Genomic DNA, 17,258 nt, shown 5'->3' with positions numbered 1-17,258 from the left:
GAAATCAAGATGGAACTGTTGCAACAATCCCTGTTTATCCCCTGCGGCGAGCATCGACTGCATGTCCGCCATATTCACCCCGGTGTGGCGGTCCACGCCGACCCCATCCTGATGGTCCATGGGGCCATCGAGAATGGCCGCATCTTCTATACCGAATCGGGCAAGGGGCTGGCCTGCTACCTGGCTCGCCACGGCTATCAGGTCTATGTGGCGGACCTGCGGGGCCGGGGCCTGAGCACTCCTGCCATTGCCGAACGGGCCGGCCACGGCCAACATGAGCTCATCACCGAGGATATCCCCGCCCTGCAGCGCTGGGTGGCCGCGCGCCATCCCGATGCCAGGGTGCACTGGATGGCGCACTCCTGGGGTGGCGTCATCATGGCCTCGACCCTGGCTCGTTTCCCCGAGATGGCGGATGGCATCGCCAGCATGGTGTTCTTCGGCACCAAGCGTGGCGTCTCGGTGCAGAATCCGGAACGTTGGCTGAAGGTCGATCTCATCTGGAATCGGCTCGCGCCCTGGTTGGCCCGCAACAGCGGCTTCCTGGCGGCGCGCAAACTGAAAATGGGGGCGGACGACGAACCCCTGCGCTACCTGCAGGAGACCATCCCCTGGGTGAAGTGCGGCCCCTGGCAGGATCCCCATGACGGCTTTGCCTATGGGGAGGCGGCTGGCCGGGTGGCCTGGCCGCCCCTCTGGATGATCTCGGCCAGAGCCGACAAGGTGCTGGGCCACCCCATCGACGTGCGCCGGTTCAGCGGCGAGATGGGCTCGGCGACCCGCCATACCCGGCTCGGGCGGGACAACGGCAACCGGCTCGATTATGACCACATCAACATGCTGACCGCTCCCCAGGCCCAGGAGGATCACTTCCCCCAGATCCTCACCTGGCTCGGCAACCCGCAGGCGACCTGAGGCGGCGTGGAGATCGGTGATTGAACCGATGACCGGATACAGAGAGGGCGGCCTTGGGGCCGCCCTCTCTCTTGCGGGTGAACCGACGAAGGTTGCCCTGGGTTAAGCCGCTGGCCGGATGCCGAGCCGGAACAGGGTGGCCTGGCTGGTGTCCGTCAGCTCACCGACCCCCACCACGCTCCACAGCTCCTCTTCCAGCTTCTTGGCCTTGTGGATGGCAAACTTGGCGATGTAGTCCAGCTCGTTGGCGATGAAGCTGGTATCCGGCCGGCCGGTGCGGGAGATACCGACCAGTACCGAGTAGAACTGCCCCTGTTGCAGGGCCAGCTCCACGAAGCGGCGCTTGTCCGCCAGGGTCGGGAAGCTGCTCGCCAGACGGCTGAGGAACAGAGGCGCTCCTCCCTGGGAGTGGAGGCTGGCGATATAGACCTCCTCCTGGGCGGGTTTGTCTTCCCGTTCGATGGCTCGCAAGGGATTGAGCAGCAGGCTCTTGAGGAGCCCCCCCTGGAACAGGGGATAGAGGTTGATCTCTCCCTCCTGCTCGGCGCAGGAGTGCAGCAGCTTGGTGAGGCTGCGGGGCCGGGGGGAGAGGCCCGCCGCCGCCAGCTGGGGAGCCGCTTTCTGTTTGTTGATGTAGACGGGGGTGTCGAACAGGTGGTGGGTGAAGATGTTGCGCAGCGCCCGCGCCATGCCACGGTAGCGCCTGTGCTCCCGGGTGGCCTTGAGTTTGTTCTGGTTGCTTTCGATCAGCAGGCTGAAGAACTGATGGCCGGTGTGACGCTCCGGTGTCCCCTCGATGCACAGATGCAGCACGGTGCGACTGAGGTTCTGGCTGACCAGCCGGTAGGGCAGGCGCTGCAGATCCATGCTCTTGGAGAGCTCCTGCAACCGGGGCAGGGCAACCTGGAGGATATCCCCCTTCTCCCCGTCGAGGGGCTCTTCCAGCTCGACTTGCATGCCGTGGGCCGAGATGTCCCGGGTCCAGCCGAGCCAGGCTCGCTCCTTGTGGCGGATGACGATGGCGGTCTTGTGAACGTAGCGTGCCTCCTTGCGCAGTTGCACATAGTGCAGCGTCTCTATCTCGAAGGGGGCGGCCTCGATGCCGTGACCGAAGCGCTGCAATTCATTGGCGTTGTGGTGCAGGCTGGCATCGTAGCCGAACTCCTCGCGCTGGTTGTCCAGGCCGATCTCCTGCAGCGCTCCCACATAACCTATCTGTTTCAGCCTCTCTCGCAGCAGCATGTCCTGCAACTGGTGGGGTTCACCCTGTTGACTGTCGAGATCGGCCTCCGCCAGCGAACAAGCTTCCAGGCTGAACTTGTAGACGCGCCAGCTGGGGCGGCGGGCGCCGACCTGGAAGAAGAGGGCGGTCAGGCCGCTCTGTTGCAGCTCCTCCCGGGTGGCGGAGAAGAAGTAGAGGTGGCTGCGCACCGAGTGGGTGAAGCTGTAGATCAGGGTCTCTTTCAATCCACCGCCCTGGGGCAGCAGATCGCGCAGCCGGGCCGGCGAGAACAGGCTGGCGAGCATGTCCCGGTTCTTGGCGTCTCGCCAGTATTCGAGCAGATGCTGGTTGTTCTCGGTGCGCAGGGCGATTTCAAGGGCGGGGGCATCCCCCTTGCCAAAGAACAGGGGCATGCCGGTCATCCGCGGCAGGTAGAACTGCTCATAGCCCTTGATGATGGCGGCGGACAGCAGGTAATCGACACTGACCCGGTAGCGGCTGCGGTTGTGTTCGATGAATTCACTGAGAAAGCGCTCGAAGGCAGGATGATCCCCGATCTTCACCAGCCTCAGCCAGAATTTCCCCTCTTTCTGCTCTTCTCCCAGGATCTGGTAATCGATGGGCTGACGCAGCAGGGGATTGGCCGATTCCCGCTCCAGACCGGTGAAGATGACCTCGATCTGCTCACCGGTCTGGTAGTCGGGCAGGTAGGGGACCGAGACCCGGATCCCGCCGAGGGAGAGATCCGAGCTCTTGGCGAAGATCTTCTCCCCGCTGGCCAGCCTGAGCACCATGGGGGAGCTGAAGTGCATCCGCTCCTCCTGGCGGCCATAGTGGCTGGCGAAGGGGATGGCGTTGACGTCGAAGGGATGAAACGGGCTGCTGGGCAGGGAGAGGCGATCCATGCGCTCCTGATTGAGTTTGTACCAGGCCTGCAACGCCTCGTAGACCCCCAGCGTGTAGCTGTCCCGGTAGAGATAGCACTGGGACTGGAACAGGGCGATGGCCTCGGTGGGCATGAAATGCGTCACGCCCTCTGACTCATAGACCTGACAGAGCTCGCCGAGTTCGCTGCGCATGTCGATCACCCGACGGCAGGGGGTGCACTTGCGCTTGAGCTCCATCTTGAGGAGGAAGCGACTGTTGGTATTTTCGTTTTGAGTCAGACGGTTGAAGATCTCGTCGAAGTCCTTTTCCCGAAGCAGGGGGACAAGCTGTTCTATCAGGTGTAGGGGCTGTTCTGAATCCATGTCATCCTGCCGCGGAGGGTCACTTTTCCAAATCTGGGTTTGATCTGTCGGTCGCAACCAAGTATATCAAGCAGGAATTCATCCTGTCCCCGAGTTATCCATGGCCAAAAACAAAACCGCCTATGTTTGCACCGAATGTGGCGCCGACTTTACCCGCTGGCAAGGTCAGTGCAGCGAGTGCAAGGAGTGGAACACCATCAGCGAAGTCCGGCTGGGGGTGAATACCCCGGGCAAAAGCAGCGCCCGTTACAGTGGCTATGCCGGCGCCGTCGGCAGCCAGGTGCAGACCCTGGCGGAGATCGCCACCACCGAGATCCCCCGCTTCAGCTCCGGTTTCAAGGAGCTGGATCGGGTGCTCGGCGGCGGCGTGGTGCCGGGGTCCGCCATCCTGATCGGTGGCAATCCGGGGGCGGGCAAGTCGACCCTGCTGCTGCAGACCATGTGCGGACTGGCAGAGCGGATGAAGACCCTGTACGTGACCGGGGAGGAGTCCCTGCAACAGGTGGCGATGCGGGCCAGCCGGCTGGGGCTACCCACCGACAAGCTGCGTATGCTGTCTGAAACCTCCGTCGAGCAGATCTGCCTCATCGCCCAGCAGGAGCAGCCGCAGATCATGGTCATCGACTCCATCCAGGTGATGCACGTGGCGGACGTGCAGTCCGCGCCGGGTTCCGTCTCCCAGGTTCGGGAATCCGCGGCCCTGCTCACCCGCTACGCCAAGCAGAACCACGTCGCCATCTTCATGGTCGGCCATGTCACCAAGGACGGCACCCTGGCGGGTCCCAAGGTGCTGGAGCACTGCATCGATTGCTCCGTGTTGCTGGACGGGGGCCATGACTCCCGTTTTAGGACCCTGCGTTCCCACAAGAACCGCTTCGGGGCGGTCAACGAGCTCGGGGTCTTCGCCATGACCGGGCAGGGCATGAAGGAGGTGAGCAACCCCTCCGCCATCTTCCTGAGCCGGGGGGAGGAGCAGGCACCGGGCTCCATCGTCATGGTGATCTGGGAAGGCACCCGGCCGCTGCTGGTGGAACTGCAGGCGCTGGTGGACTACTCCCAGCTCTCCAACCCGCGCCGGGTGGCGGTGGGGATGGATCACAACCGTCTCGCCATGCTGCTGGCGGTGCTTCATCGCCATGGCGGCCTGCAGATGGCGGATCAGGACGTCTTCATCAACGTGGTGGGGGGCGTCAAGGTGGAGGAGACCAGCGCGGATCTGGCGCTCTTGCTGGCCATGGTCTCCAGCTTCCGGGATCAGGCCCTGCCCAAGGATCTGGTGGTGTTCGGGGAGGTGGGGCTCTCCGGCGAGATCCGGCCCGTGCCCTCCGGCCAGGAGCGCTTGCAGGAGGCGGCCAAGCACGGCTTCCGGCGTGCCATCGTGCCTCACGCTAATGCCCCCAAACATCCCATCGAGGGGATGGAGGTGGTGCCGGTGAAGAAACTGTCCGACGCCCTCGAGGCCTTGTAACGAGGTCAGTTGCGGCAAAGAAAAAGGAGCGCGTTGGCGCTCCTTTTTCTTTTGAATCATGCAGCCCGGTCACTCAGGGCTGGGGGCTGCGTGATCCTGATGCTCCTGCAGCAATTGTTCCAGCTCGCGATAGAGCAGCTGCTCTTCTCCCACGTTCAGCTGGATCATCCGCTTGAGGTGGCTGGCGCTGTCGATGTCGATGTGGTGGCAGTAGAAGCCCAGCTTCTTGCTGGCCTCGTGTGTCAGCTCCACCTGCATCTTGATCTCGATATCGCTGCCGCTGAGCACGAAACAGACCTCGTACTCCTTGTCGCCGCTGGGGGACCAATCCTCCGGCCTGAGCAGCAGGGCACCCTGCAGGGAGACATCGACCAGCTGGGTGCGCCACTGACGCCCCCCCTGGCTCAGCCTGGCGGCGGTCAGGTAGAAGATCCGGGTAAACTGGCGGCGCTCTGGCATGTTCATCTCCGGTAGAAAGGCCGATTCAGGGCTGGCAAAGGTTGCTTCAGATTGTAATCCAGCTTGAGCGGCAGGATCTTGAGCTGGCTCCGGTATTGACCATCAACCTTGCTGGTGGCTGAGAGATTCCACCACCTGCAGCGCTTTCACCAGACGATCCTCCTGTTTGAATCGGTCTTCCAGCACGGGGCCCAGGTGGTTCAGGTCATCGTCGAGCAACAGCAACTGGGCTTCGTCGGCATTGCTGTACTTGTCGTTGAACTCCAGGGCGAACTCGGTGCAGGCCCGGATATGGGGATAGATGCGTTTGGCCAGCTCCAGCTTGTCGCCGCTGGCCTGCTCGAAGGCCGTCACCACGTGGTTGTAGATCTCGAAGTGACCGGCGCTGACGTAGTCGACCAGCTGTTCGCAGAAGCGTTGCAACTCGCTATGGCTGGGGAGGGAGCGCTGCTTGGCTCTGGCAGGTTTGAGGCCGGCCAGCCGGATGTACTCGACCAGCAAGGCCTGGCGAGCGTCGAGCCAGTCGTCAATGGCCCTGTGTTTGCCTGCCAAAGCGCGCTTGGTGTTTTCCAGTTCAGTTAACATAAACCCTCCATGGGCATGGCCTGCGGCGCGATGGCGGCAGGCCTGCGGTCATTCCATCGACTGACGACACTTCCTATAACTAGGGAAAATCCTGTTGACCGTCAATAGGAGTGTGGGGATATTGTTACATCAGGTGGGGGTTTGCGTACAAGTCCCTCATCGGTTGTGCGCCGCCGTGTCGTCACCAAGGACGATGAAGGGGCGAGATATGTGACTATTTCCGCAGATCTTGATGAAAACCCCAGCATTCAAGCCAATGGGGCTGATAAAGCCTTTGCCTGAGTGTTTTTTTTTGAATAGAGTGGCCCGGTGCTAAATGCCCGATCATAAAGGAAATGTTATGAACAAAGCTCAACTTGTCGATGCAATTGCCGCCAAAGCAGACCTGAGCAAAGCTCAGGCCAAAGTTGCTCTGGAAGAGATCATCAATGGTATTACCCAGAGCCTGAAAGAGGGCGATGCCGTTCAGTTGGTGGGTTTTGGTACCTTCAAGGTCAACCATCGTGCGGGCCGTACCGGTCGCAACCCGCAAACTGGCAAAGAGATCCAGATTGCAGCCGCCAATGTGCCGTCCTTTGTGGCAGGCAAGGCGTTGAAAGACGCCGTCAAGTAATAGCGTCAAGTAATCCTGTGAACCCGGCACCTGCCGGGTTTTTTCTTGCCATCGCCGGCAGAATTTGTTTCAGATACACTCAGGATATGGCAGTCGCTGTAGCGAGGTGGATATGGAACAGAAGAATGCCATTCGGCAGGTGGCCGTGCCCTGGGCACCCGCTCGTCAACTTCCCCCCGGCCTGGTCGTGGCCGAACTGCATCAGGATATCTGGAGTGACACCCTGACCGTGGTGCTGGGTCGTGCACGCAGCATCGATCTGCCGCCGCAGCACCTGTGCCGGGTCAGCTTCCGCCATATCTTCGCCGTGCGGGTCATGGAGGATTGCGATCTGGCGGAGGGGCGCGACAGTCACACCCTCGAGGAGCAGATCCAGCTGATCACCCCGTCCCGTTTCGCCAGCTGGTTCCATCAGGAGTCCGATGGCCTGCATCTGGACGAGGATCTGCAGCATTACCGCATCTCGACCTGGGATTATTGCGCCGACGTGCTGACCTCCCTGCCTCCCGAACTGCAGTTCGTCGAGGCGACCGAGTAAGCTTCACATCAATGAAAAAGCCGGAACTGCGAGGTTCCGGCTTTTTTGTGTCTGCGGGCAGGGAAAAGGCTCAGCCCAGCAGCTGATCCTTGTGCAGGCCGAGCACGACCACCAGTCCCAGCAGATAGAAGGGGCTGAGCTTGATGCCGAGGATGGCGAGCAGGCCTGCGCACAGGCGCACCAGGGCCTTGTGCAGCCAAGTGCCGGTGAAACGATACATGCTTATGCCACCGTCTCGGTCTGGGGAAACTCGGGCACCTTGGCCATGGCGTCCAGCACCACCTGGATGCCGGCGCCGGGCTTGCAGGCGTTCTCGCTCAGGTGACGGCGCCAGGCGCGAGCCCCCTGCATGTTCTGGAACAGGCCCAGCATGTGACGGGTCATGTGGGAGAGGTAGTTGCCCTTGGCGAGCTCCTGCTCCATGTAGGGCAACATCATGCGTACCACCTCGTGGCGACTCGGTACTGCTTTGTTCTGGCCGAACAACAGGTTGTCCACCTGCGCCAGCAGGTAAGGATTCTGGTAGGCCTCGCGCCCCATCATGACGCCATCGACATGCTGCAGATGCTCGAGGGTCTGCTCCAGGCTGGTGACACCGCCGTTGAGGGCGATGGTGAGGTTGGCGTAGTCCTGCTTGACCCGGTAGACGCGCGGGTAGTCCAGGGGCGGGATCTCGCGGTTCTCGCGGGGGCTCAGCCCGCTCAACCAGGCCTTGCGGGCATGGACGATGAAGGTGTCGCAACCGGCGTCCCGCACCTGCTCGATGAAGGCCTGCAAGAATTCGTAGGAGTCCTGCTCGTCGATGCCGATGCGGGTCTTCACGGTGACCGGAATGTCCACCACGTCGCGCATTGCCTTGACGCAGTCGGCGACCAGGGCGGGTTCTCCCATCAGGCATGCGCCGAAGCGGCCGTTCTGCACCCGATCCGAGGGGCAGCCCACGTTCAGGTTGATCTCGTCATAGCCGCGCTCCGCGGCCAGCTTGGCGCAGCGGGCCAGATCCGTCGGATTGCTGCCTCCCAGCTGCAGCGAGATGGGGTGCTCCTGCTCGCTGTAGCCCAGATAGTCGCCTTTGCCATGGATAATGGCGCCAGTGGTGACCATCTCGGTATAAAGTAGCGTCTGACTGGTCATCAGCCGATGGAAATAACGGCAATGTCGATCGGTCCAGTCCAGCATGGGGGCGATGGAGAAGCGCTGCGCCTGCATAAAAATCATCCGGGGTGGCAAAACAAGGGGCCGGATCCTACCACAACGTGAGGGCCCCCCCGAAAATGAATTTTGTCGCCGCCTCGGCTGGGCCCTGTGATAGTATCCGGCTAATTGACAGGGTAGCTGCGTGATGATGAATCAAGACCAACTCTTACTAAGGGCGGAACGCCTCTGCGAACAGCGCGGGATCCGCTTCACCCCCACCCGGCGTCAGGTGTTTCGCCTGCTGGCGGCCCACGGCAATGCCATCAGCGCCTACGACCTGCTGGCCCAGTTGCAGCAGACCGAGGCCCATGCCAAGCCACCGACCGTCTACCGGGCCCTCGACTTCCTGCTGGAACAAGGTTTCGCCCACAAGGTGGAATCCCTCAACGCCTTCATTTTCTGCTGTCACTTCGACCATGCCCACCCGATGCAGCTGCTGATCTGCGATCGCTGCGGCGACGTGGTGGAGCTGCACGACAACGCCATCGACGGCGCCTTTTCCGAGCAGGCGCGCCAGCATGGTTTTACTATTACCAACAAGACCATAGAGGCTCACGGTCAATGTGCCCGTTGCGCCGATGCCCCGGAGGCATGATGAAGGCTGATTTTGTAAACCCGTTCCTGCTCTCCCTGCTCAACGTGATTTCCACCATGGCGCAGCTGGAGCTCAAGCCCGGTGCCCCCAAGCGCAAGACGGACGAGCTGGCACGCGGGGATGTGTCCGGCCTCATCGGCATGGTGGGCCCGCAGACCCGCGGTTCCCTCTCCATCAGCTTCGAGAAGGGGCTGGCGCTGGAGATCATGCGCCGCATGCTGGGGGAGGCGCCGACCACCCTCAACGAGGAGGTCACCGACATGGTGGGGGAGATCACCAACATGGTGACCGGCGGGGCCAAGCGGATACTGGGGGAGAAGGGCTACGAGTTCGACATGGCGACGCCCATCATCGTCTCGGGGCCGAATCACACCATCACCCACAGGGCGGACGGGGCCAAGATCATGATGCCGTTCGATTCGGACTACGGCCGCGCTACCATCGAAATCTGCTTCGAGTAACCCATCATGTGGAAAGCGTTGAAATGGAGTTTCATCGCGGCAGTCCTGCTGCTGATCCTGTCGGACATCCAGCTCAAGACCTCCATCTACAAGTATGAGGACAACAGCGTCCTGATAAGCTTCCCCCGCTGGCAGGCGAAGCAGCCATGGGGCACTCTCAGCTGGCATGCGGGCAGGATAGAGCATCACTGGTATGGCTTGGCCGGCAAACCCAAGCCGGGCGCCGGGCTCTAGCCCGAACCGCTCATCTCGAGACAAACAAAAAGGGCCAGCAGATGCTGGCCCTTTTTCATGTGCGGCGGACTATCAGGCGGCTTCGGCAGCCAGCTTGTCACCGGCGCGGATCATCACGCCCAGGCCACAGGCCAGCAGGGTTGGCAGCAACCAGGCCAGGCCCTTGTCAAACAGCGGCAGGAAGGCGAACGCATCCATCTTCATGCCGGCGGCGCCCAGGCCATCCAGGCAGCCGAACAGGAAGGCGACCAGCAGCACGGAGCGGAACACCAGGCGCGGACGACCGAAGTAGCCCTTCAGGAAGGTGACCAGTACCAGGGCCACGGCGACCGGGTAGATGGCAACCAGCACCGGGATGGAGAGGCTGATGAGCTGGCTCAGGCCGACGTTGGCCACAACGGCGCAGATGACACCCAGCAGCACGACCAGCTTCTTGTAGGCGATGCCAGTGAGATTGTGGAAGAAGTCGGAGCAGGCGGAGATGAGGCCCACGGCGGTGGTGAAGCAAGCCAGGGTGATGATGCCGGCCAGGATGAACTGGCCCGGTTGACCGAACAGGCTCAGCACGTAGGCGTTGACGATGGCGCCGCCGTTGCTGACATCGGTGGCCACGCCGGCGGCGGTGTTACCGAGCTGGAACAGGGAGACATAGACCACGGACAGACCGATGGCGGAGATGACGCCGGCGATGGCCAGGTACTTGAACTGGCTCTGGTAGTCGGTGATGCCCTTCTGGCGCAGCAGATCGACGATGAGGGCGCCAAACATCAGGGACGCCAGGGTGTCCATGGTGTTGTAGCCTTCCAGGATCCCTTTCACGAAGGGGCCGCTCTGGTAGTCGCCGGTGGCGGCGGGCATGGTGCCTTGCGGAGCCATGAAGACGCCGACAGCCAGGGTCAGCAGCAGGATCATCAGCACCGGGGTCAGGTATTTGCCGATGGCGTCCATCAGCTTGCCCTGATTCATGGAGACCAGGATGGCGATGCCGAAGAAGATAACCGTGTAGACGGCGAGACCCGCCTGCCCCATGTCACCAATGAAGGGCTTGATGCCCATCTCGTAGGCGACGAGGCCGGTACGGGGGGCGGCGAAGGCCGGGCCGATGATGATGTAGATGGCGACCGCCAGGGTGGTGGCGATGCCGGCAGGCAGCAGCTTGGTCATGCCGGCCCAGCCGTTGCCAGCCTTGGCGACGGCGATGATGGTGATGAGCGGCAGGCCCACGGCGGTGACCAGGAAGCCCAGCATGGCGAGGGAGAGGTGCTCACCCGCCAGATAGCCGGCCAGGGGCGGGAAGATGATGTTACCGGCGCCCAGGTAGAAGGCGAAGGTCATAAAGCCCAATCCGAGTACATCGGACGTCGTGAGTGATTTCGTCAAGTTCAACCTCGTCTGTCTTGTAAACTATTGCTTGTTATAGTTTTTTATTGGTCAGTGACCCAGGCCCCTCGGGGATAAAAAAAAGGAGCCCCGCTGTTTTTTTCATCATGACCAGTGGTTTTGGCTGGTCTGGAGCGGGTGCTCGTTTAACAGTCAGCATAATGATGTGGAAAAATTCTTCAAGACAAAATTTACATCTTCAAATAGAAGGGGTGGGTTAGTTGGATGTATCTGTCGGAATAGCCTCCAGTAGCAGAATGGATCACAATTTCACCCCGTTCACACCTGTTTAATCCTCTGTGAAGTAGCAATAAAACGCGATTTGCCTCTTTCCCTTCCTTGGTGATAACAGCTGTATAACAACTGGCATACAGTTCAAAATGCTCGGAAATGCATAAAATTTCAGCAGCCATGGCGGTGGGCAGCACCAGCGCCACCCGGCCACTCGGAGCCAGCAGGCGCTGGCAGGCGGTCAGCAGCGCCCGGGGATCCAGGCTGCCGGTGTGCCGGGCCAATGCCCTGGCCGGGTCGCTGAAAGCCTGACCTGCCACGAAGTAGGGCGGGTTGGAGACGATGAGGTCATAGGGCACCGCCCGGTGATCCTGGATGGCCGCTTCCACGATGGTGAGCCTGTGGGCCCAGGGGGAGGCAGCGACATTCTCTCTGGCCTGGCCGGCTGCATCCTTATCCAGCTCTACCGCATCGATCTGGCAGTCGTTTGTGCTGCGCTGAGCCAGCATCAGGGCGATGAGGCCACTGCCGGTGCCGATGTCCAGCACCCGGCGCACGCCGGTCAGCGGGGCCCAGGCGCCGAGCAGGATGCCGTCGGTGCCCACCTTCATGGCACAGCGGTCATGGGCGACATGAAATTGTTTGAAGGTAAAGCCGTTGCTGCGCCCCATCTGGCCCTCTATCCCGTCCGCGATACAAAAAATGGTCGGCGATTATAGCGGCTAAGGTGCCAGCGCCATAGGAGCGGGCGACATAATCGCCTATAATCTGCCGCTTCCTAAATGACCGAGTATTGCCATGAGCCAGTCCTTTGATGATTTCGACCTGAATCCCGCCCTCAACCGGGCCTTGGCCGAGATGGGTTTCACCCGCCCCACGACCATCCAGCAGATGGTGTTGGAGCCAGCCCTGGATGGCCGCGATATTCTGGCGTCCGCGCCGACCGGAACCGGCAAGACCGCCGCCTTCCTGCTGCCCGCCATGCAGCATCTGCTGGACTTCCCGCGCCGCAAGCCGGGCCCCTGCCGCATGCTGATCCTGACCCCGACCCGGGAGCTGGCGCTGCAGGTCAGTGCCCACGCCAAGGCGCTGGCGGTGCACACCCACCTCAGCATCGAGACCATCATCGGCGGTGTCAGCCATGAAGAGCAGCTGCCGGCGCTGACCAAGACCACCGACATCGTGGTGGCAACCCCGGGCCGCCTGCTCGAGTACATCGAGAAGGAAGAGTTCGAGAGCCACGACATCGAAGTGCTGGTGCTGGATGAAGCGGATCGCATGCTGGACATGGGCTTCATCAAGGACGTGAACCGCATCGTGGAAGAGGCGCGCTACCGCAAGCACACCATGCTGTTCTCCGCCACCCTGGAGGGGGCCGGCCTCACCAAGTTTGCCAACGAGATCCTCAAAGATCCGGTGGAACTGCACGCCGAGCCGCCCCGCAGCGAGCGTCGCCCCATCACCCAGTGGGTGCACCTGGCGGATGACGCCGCCCACAAGCTGGCGCTGCTGATACACATCCTGAAGGATCCGCAGACCCAAAAGGCCATCGTCTTCGTCAAGACCCGCGAGCGGCTGGCAGAGCTCTCTGGCCAGTTGCAGGCGGCGGGCGTGCCCTGCGCCTGGATCCGCGGCGAGATGGAGCAGGCCAAGCGCATCGAATCCATTCGCAAGTTCCACGAAGGGGAGGTGCCCTTCCTCATCGCCACCGACGTCGCCGCCCGCGGCATCGACCTGCCGAACGTCAGCCATGTCATCAACTACGACATGCCCTATGGCACCGACGTCTATGTGCACCGCATCGGCCGCACCGGCCGTGCCGGCAACCGGGGCTGCGCCATCAGCCTGGTGGAGGCCCACGACATGGCCATGGTGGCCAAGATCGAGCGCTACACCGAGGAGCGCCTCAAGCGCCGGGTGATCGATGAGCTGCGTCCCAAGCACAAGGAAGCCCGGGTGCCGGTGAAGAAGAAAAAGCCGAAGGATGGCAAGAAGAAGTCAGCCAAGAAGAAAAAGAAGTAAGCCATTGTCAGGCGGCCACCTCAGGGTGGCCGTTTTGTTTCAGGGGATCTTGGCAGGATCCCGCCGGATCGCGGACAGAAAAAAGCCGACGCATGAACGTCGGCTAACAAAAAAGTGCTTACAACAGAGGATTCATAGGTTCAGACCCGAGGATCCCGTGGTTGGTTCACTTTTTTTGTAATTAATTTTCAGCGCGCTTGAACATCAGGGTGTGCGGGTCTGACTCTTCGGCCACGAAACGGTAGCCGCCATCGTTGAAACCGGTCAGCTGCTCCACCTCGGTCAGGCGGTGCTTGATGATGTGGCGGGCCATCATGCCGCGGGCCTTCTTGGCGTAGAAGCTGATGATCTTGTACTGACCATTCTTCTCGTCCTTGAACACCGGCGTGATGATCCGTCCCGTCAGGGCTTTCGGGCGCACCGACTTGAAATACTCGTCGGAAGCCAGGTTGATCAGCACCTCGTCCCCCTGGGCCGTCAGCGCCTTATTCAGGTGCTCGGTGATGATGTCGCCCCAGAACTGATAGAGATCCTTGCCGCGCTCGTTGTCGAGGCGGATCCCCATCTCGAGGCGGTAGGGCATCATCAGATCCAGCGGGCGCAGCACCCCGTAGAGACCGGACAGCATGCGCAGATGCGTCTGGGCAAAGGCGAAGTCCTCCTCGCTGAAGTCTTCCACCGCGAGACCGGTGTAGACATCCCCCTTGAAGGCCAGCAGCGCCTGGCGGGCATTGGCCGGGGTGAAGTCCGGTTGCCACTCGCTGAAACGCGCCGCGTTGAGCCCCGCCAGCTTGTCGCTGATCTTCATCAGGCTGGCGATCTGGGCCGGCGTCAGTTGGCGGGCGCGGGTGATGAGCCGGGCGGAGTGATCCAGCAGCTCGGGCTGGGTGAAACGGGAGGTCACCAGCGGCGACTCGTAATCCAGCGTCTTGGCCGGGGAAACCACAATCAGCATAACTTTCCTTCATTCGCGATGGTCAGCGCCCCCTCATTCATCCAGGGTGGCGCTGTCCAGTGAACCTGTGCCCAGCTGCTGGCGACCGGAGAGCTTGATCTGCAGCCTCAGGTCGTTGGCGGAGTCGGCATGGGCGAGGGCCTCACTGTAGCCAATTTGGCCGCCACAGAACAGGGTGAACAGTGCCTGATCGAAGGTTTGCATCCCGAGCTCGGTGGATTTGCTCATCACCTCCTTGAGCCGATGGACTTCCCCCTTGCGGATGATGTCGGTGATGAGCGGGGTGTTGAGCAGGATCTCGAAGGCGGCGACCCGGCGCTGACCGTGCAGGTTGGGCAGCAGTTGCTGCGCGACGATGGCGCGCAGGTTGAAGGAGAGATCGAACAGGAACTGGCGGTGTTTCTCCTGGGGCACCAGATGGAGGATGCGATCCAGCGCCTGGTTGGCGTTGTTGGCGTGCAGGGTGGCGAGACAGAGGTGGCCGGTCTCGGCGAACTGGATGGCCAGCTCCATGGTCTCCTGGGTGCGGATCTCGCCGATGAGGATCACGTCCGGGGCCTGGCGCATGGAGTTCTTGAGTGCCACATCGAACGACTCGGTGTCTATGCCCACCTCTCGCTGGGTGACCAGGCAGCGGTCGTGGCTGTGCACGAACTCCACCGGATCCTCCACCGTCAGGATATGGCCGTCACCGTGCTGATTGCGAAAGCCTATCATGGCGGCCTGGGTGGTGGACTTGCCGGCACCGGTGGCCCCCACGAACAGCACCAGACCGCGCTTGGCCATGGCGACATCCTGCAGGATAGGGGGCAGCTTCAGCTCCTCAAAGCCGGGGATCTGGGTTTCGATACGGCGCAGCACCATGCCCGGCTGATCCTGCTGCCAGAAGGCGCTGACCCGAAAACGACCTATCCCCTCGCGGACGATGGCGTAGTTGGCCTCCCGGCTATGCTGGTAGCGTTCGAGGTGCGCGGCATCCAGGCTGCTCCTGACCAGCGTCAGGGTGGTCTGGCGATCCAGCGGGACCTCGCCGAGGGGCACCAGGCGGCCATTGACCTTGAGGGTGGGGGGGGCGCCGACCGTGATAAAGAGATCCGACCCCTTTTGTTCAACCAGTGCAGCCAACAGAACATCCATGTTCATAGCGTCTCCTTGGGTTTGAGGTTCTCTTAAATGTTGTTGGGATCGGCCGCCTTGGCCTTGGCATCCAGCGCGGCCACGACGCCACGGTTGACGAGCTGCTTGAGGCTCTGATCCATGGTCTGCATGCCGTGGGTCATCCCGGTCTGGATGACAGAGTAGAGCTGGGCCACCTTGTCTTCCCGGATGAGGTTTCGCACCGCCGGGATCCCCAGCATGATCTCGTGGGCCGCCACCCGGCCGCCGCCGATCCGCTTGAGCAGGGTCTGGGAGATGACGGCTCGCAGGGATTCGGAGAGCATGGAGCGCACCATGTCCTTCTCTGCGCCCGGGAAGACGTCGATGATACGGTCGATGGTCTTGGCCGCTGACGAGGTGTGCAGGGTGCCAAACACCAGGTGGCCGGTCTCGGCGGCGGTCAGGGCCAGGCGTATGGTTTCGAGGTCCCGCATTTCCCCCACCAGTATGATGTCGGGGTCTTCCCGCAGGGCCGAGCGCAGGGCGTTGGTGAAGCTCTTGGTGTCGCGATGGACTTCGCGCTGGTTGACCAGGCAGCGTTTGTTCTCGTGCACGAATTCGATGGGATCCTCGATGGTGAGGATGTGCTGGTGAGTGTTGTCATTGATATAGTCGACCATGGCCGCCAGGGTGGTGGACTTGCCCGAGCCGGTCGGCCCCGTGACCAGCACCAGCCCGCGGGGGAACTCGGCTATCTTGCGAAACATCTCCGGTGCCCCCAGATCCTCGAGGCTCATGACCTGGCTTGGAATGGTCCGGAACACGGCGCCCGAGCCACGGGATTGCTGGAAGGCGTTGACCCGGAAGCGCGCCATGCCGGGCACCTCGAAGGAGAAGTCCACCTCGAAGTTCTCCTCCAGCTCCTTGCGCTGGTGGTCATTCATGATGTCATAGATGAGGGCGTGTACTTCCCTGTGGTCCAGGGCGGGCAAATTGATCTTGCGAACCTCCCCATCAACCCTGATCATCGGAGGAACCCCGGCCGAGAGGTGTAGATCCGAGGCCTTATGCTTTACACTAAAAGCCAATAACTCTGTGATATCCATAGATTTGTTTTTCTCCCATCACAAGATCACGAACGAAATATGAGCCAGATTGCCCAGCACCTGCTTCAGGTAAAGGAACGTATCATACAGGCGGCCAGACGGGTTGGCCGTGGCGCCGATCCTATTGAGCTGCTCGCGGTCAGCAAGACCAAACCCCTCGAGGATATTCAGGCCGCCTATGCCGCCGGTCAGCGTCGCTTCGGCGAATCCTACGCCCAGGAGGCGGCCACCAAGATCGACACCCTGCGTGCCCGGGCCGAGCAGACGGCGAGTGCAGACTACGCAGACATAGAGTGGCACTTTATCGGGCCCCTGCAATCCAACAAATCCAGATTGGTGGCAGAGCGATTCGATTGGGTTCAAAGCGTCGATCGTGACAAGCTGATCGAGCGCCTCAACAACCAACGTCCGGCCGGGATGGCGCCGCTAAATGTCTGTCTGCAAATCAATATTAGCGGAGAGAGCAGCAAATCCGGTACGTCGGAGCAAGAGATTTTCCGGCTGGCGGCCCTGGTGGCCAACTGCGAGCGGCTGCGGCTGCGTGGCCTGATGGCTATCCCGGAGCACACCAGCGACGAGGCGGTGCTGGCCGGGCAGATGCGACGCATGCAGGCTCTGTTCACCGAGCTTGCGCGACAATACCCGAGTGTCGACACCCTCTCCATGGGGATGACCGAGGATCTGGAGCCGGCGATCGCCCATGGCAGCACCATGGTACGGGTCGGTACCGCCATCTTCGGCGCCCGCGACTACTCATAGCGAGCACGGGATGCGGTTGCCCCGGCCAACCCCGCCGGGCCTCATCATCCTGTGCCGCACATCCTGACTGGCGAAGGGATTGTGCCCATTGCGGGCCGACAGTCAGGGCGGCAATACCATCAGTTTCGGGAGTCTGTCATCCCCTGGCGTATCGGCGCCGGTACGGCAGA

General features: G+C 61.7%; 19 protein-coding genes. 9 read left to right on the top strand and 10 right to left on the bottom strand.

What is annotated here, in order from left to right; translation table 11 throughout:
* The first annotated feature begins 9 nt into the window (after nt 1-9).
* Entirely contained in the window at nt 10-915 is a 906-nt protein-coding gene (locus VZC39_RS18020; RefSeq protein WP_434664329.1) for an alpha/beta fold hydrolase, read from the top strand.
* A gap of 102 nt (nt 916-1,017) precedes the next feature.
* On the opposite strand, the gene VZC39_RS18015 is transcribed toward VZC39_RS18020, so the two are convergent.
* On the bottom strand, nt 1,018-3,387 hold the full coding sequence (locus tag VZC39_RS18015; RefSeq protein WP_434664327.1) for a PilZ domain-containing protein: 2,370 nt from the start codon (nt 3,385-3,387) through the stop codon (nt 1,018-1,020).
* A 100-nt stretch (nt 3,388-3,487) separates the two neighbouring features.
* Here VZC39_RS18015 and radA point away from each other — a divergent pair, with 100 nt between their 5' ends.
* The gene (radA, locus tag VZC39_RS18010) at nt 3,488-4,855 is read left to right on the top strand and encodes a DNA repair protein RadA (protein ID WP_434664325.1); all 1,368 of its coding nucleotides are present in this window, start codon (nt 3,488-3,490) and stop codon (nt 4,853-4,855) included.
* A gap of 69 nt (nt 4,856-4,924) precedes the next feature.
* Here radA and VZC39_RS18005 read toward each other — a convergent pair whose 3' ends face one another.
* Together VZC39_RS18005 and rsd are read right to left on the bottom strand one after the other, a co-directional pair.
* The gene (locus VZC39_RS18005; RefSeq protein WP_349919736.1) at nt 4,925-5,314 is read right to left on the bottom strand and encodes a PilZ domain-containing protein; all 390 of its coding nucleotides are present in this window, start codon (nt 5,312-5,314) and stop codon (nt 4,925-4,927) included.
* A 102-nt stretch (nt 5,315-5,416) separates the two neighbouring features.
* The gene (gene rsd, locus VZC39_RS18000; RefSeq protein ID WP_349919734.1) at nt 5,417-5,899 is read right to left on the bottom strand and encodes a sigma D regulator; all 483 of its coding nucleotides are present in this window, start codon (nt 5,897-5,899) and stop codon (nt 5,417-5,419) included.
* Between the two features lie 340 nt (nt 5,900-6,239).
* Here rsd and hupA point away from each other — a divergent pair, with 340 nt between their 5' ends.
* Together hupA and VZC39_RS17990 are read left to right on the top strand one after the other, a co-directional pair.
* Nucleotides 6,240-6,512, top strand: a complete 273-nt coding sequence (gene hupA, locus VZC39_RS17995) for a nucleoid-associated protein HU-alpha (protein ID WP_005305063.1) — start codon at nt 6,240-6,242, stop codon at nt 6,510-6,512.
* Nucleotides 6,513-6,624: 112 nt separating this feature from the next.
* Nucleotides 6,625-7,050 (top strand): hypothetical protein, encoded by a 426-nt coding sequence (locus VZC39_RS17990; RefSeq protein ID WP_349919733.1) that lies wholly within the window; start codon nt 6,625-6,627, stop codon nt 7,048-7,050.
* Between the two features lie 70 nt (nt 7,051-7,120).
* Here VZC39_RS17990 and VZC39_RS17985 read toward each other — a convergent pair whose 3' ends face one another.
* Together VZC39_RS17985 and dusA are read right to left on the bottom strand one after the other, a co-directional pair.
* A complete protein-coding gene (locus VZC39_RS17985; RefSeq protein WP_349919731.1) occupies nt 7,121-7,270 on the bottom strand; it encodes a hypothetical protein in 150 nt (49 codons plus the stop codon).
* 2 nt (nt 7,271-7,272) lie between these two features.
* Nucleotides 7,273-8,259 carry a tRNA dihydrouridine(20/20a) synthase DusA gene (gene dusA, locus VZC39_RS17980; protein WP_434664316.1) on the bottom strand — a complete coding sequence of 329 codons (987 nt, stop codon included), beginning with the start codon at nt 8,257-8,259 and terminating at the stop codon, nt 7,273-7,275.
* 136 nt (nt 8,260-8,395) lie between these two features.
* On the opposite strand from dusA, the gene zur reads away from it, so the two are divergent.
* Genes zur through VZC39_RS17965 form a run of 3 tightly spaced genes read left to right on the top strand, consistent with a single transcriptional unit; the run spans nt 8,396 to nt 9,537 of the window.
* On the top strand, nt 8,396-8,842 hold the full coding sequence (zur, locus tag VZC39_RS17975; RefSeq protein ID WP_349922568.1) for a zinc uptake transcriptional repressor Zur: 447 nt from the start codon (nt 8,396-8,398) through the stop codon (nt 8,840-8,842).
* On the top strand, nt 8,842-9,303 hold the full coding sequence (locus tag VZC39_RS17970; RefSeq protein ID WP_434664314.1) for a chemotaxis protein CheX: 462 nt from the start codon (nt 8,842-8,844) through the stop codon (nt 9,301-9,303). The genes zur and VZC39_RS17970 overlap by 1 nt, the downstream gene beginning before the upstream one ends.
* A gap of 6 nt (nt 9,304-9,309) precedes the next feature.
* Nucleotides 9,310-9,537, top strand: coding sequence for a hypothetical protein (locus VZC39_RS17965; RefSeq protein WP_349919727.1), 228 nt, complete (start codon nt 9,310-9,312; stop codon nt 9,535-9,537).
* A 72-nt stretch (nt 9,538-9,609) separates the two neighbouring features.
* Here VZC39_RS17965 and brnQ read toward each other — a convergent pair whose 3' ends face one another.
* Nucleotides 9,610-10,872 (bottom strand): branched-chain amino acid transport system II carrier protein, encoded by a 1,263-nt coding sequence (gene brnQ / locus VZC39_RS17960; protein WP_349922565.1) that lies wholly within the window; start codon nt 10,870-10,872, stop codon nt 9,610-9,612.
* Between the two features lie 236 nt (nt 10,873-11,108).
* Complete coding sequence (locus VZC39_RS17955) at nt 11,109-11,819, bottom strand: tRNA1(Val) (adenine(37)-N6)-methyltransferase (protein ID WP_434664312.1); 711 nt, start codon at nt 11,817-11,819, stop codon at nt 11,109-11,111.
* Nucleotides 11,820-11,946: 127 nt separating this feature from the next.
* Between VZC39_RS17955 and srmB the strand changes: the two genes are divergently transcribed.
* Nucleotides 11,947-13,170, top strand: coding sequence for an ATP-dependent RNA helicase SrmB (gene srmB / locus VZC39_RS17950; protein WP_349919724.1), 1,224 nt, complete (start codon nt 11,947-11,949; stop codon nt 13,168-13,170).
* A gap of 181 nt (nt 13,171-13,351) precedes the next feature.
* On the opposite strand, the gene yaaA is transcribed toward srmB, so the two are convergent.
* Genes yaaA through tapT form a run of 3 tightly spaced genes read right to left on the bottom strand, consistent with a single transcriptional unit; the run spans nt 13,352 to nt 16,329 of the window.
* Entirely contained in the window at nt 13,352-14,125 is a 774-nt protein-coding gene (yaaA, locus tag VZC39_RS17945; RefSeq protein ID WP_434664310.1) for a peroxide stress protein YaaA, read from the bottom strand.
* Nucleotides 14,126-14,158: 33 nt separating this feature from the next.
* Nucleotides 14,159-15,268, bottom strand: coding sequence for a PilT/PilU family type 4a pilus ATPase (locus VZC39_RS17940; protein WP_349919721.1), 1,110 nt, complete (start codon nt 15,266-15,268; stop codon nt 14,159-14,161).
* Nucleotides 15,269-15,294: 26 nt separating this feature from the next.
* Nucleotides 15,295-16,329, bottom strand: a complete 1,035-nt coding sequence (tapT, locus tag VZC39_RS17935; protein WP_349919719.1) for a type IVa pilus ATPase TapT — start codon at nt 16,327-16,329, stop codon at nt 15,295-15,297.
* 39 nt (nt 16,330-16,368) lie between these two features.
* Here tapT and VZC39_RS17930 point away from each other — a divergent pair, with 39 nt between their 5' ends.
* The gene (locus tag VZC39_RS17930; protein ID WP_349919717.1) at nt 16,369-17,088 is read left to right on the top strand and encodes a YggS family pyridoxal phosphate-dependent enzyme; all 720 of its coding nucleotides are present in this window, start codon (nt 16,369-16,371) and stop codon (nt 17,086-17,088) included.
* Nucleotides 17,089-17,258: the final 170 nt, after the last annotated feature.

It is taken from the genome of Aeromonas sp. NJAU223 (genome assembly GCF_051125555.1).
Classification (GTDB): Bacteria; Pseudomonadota; Gammaproteobacteria; order Enterobacterales; family Aeromonadaceae; genus Aeromonas; species Aeromonas veronii_G.
The sequence above is the reverse complement of the archived record's forward strand: the minus strand, read 5'-3'. Positions and strand labels throughout refer to the sequence as shown.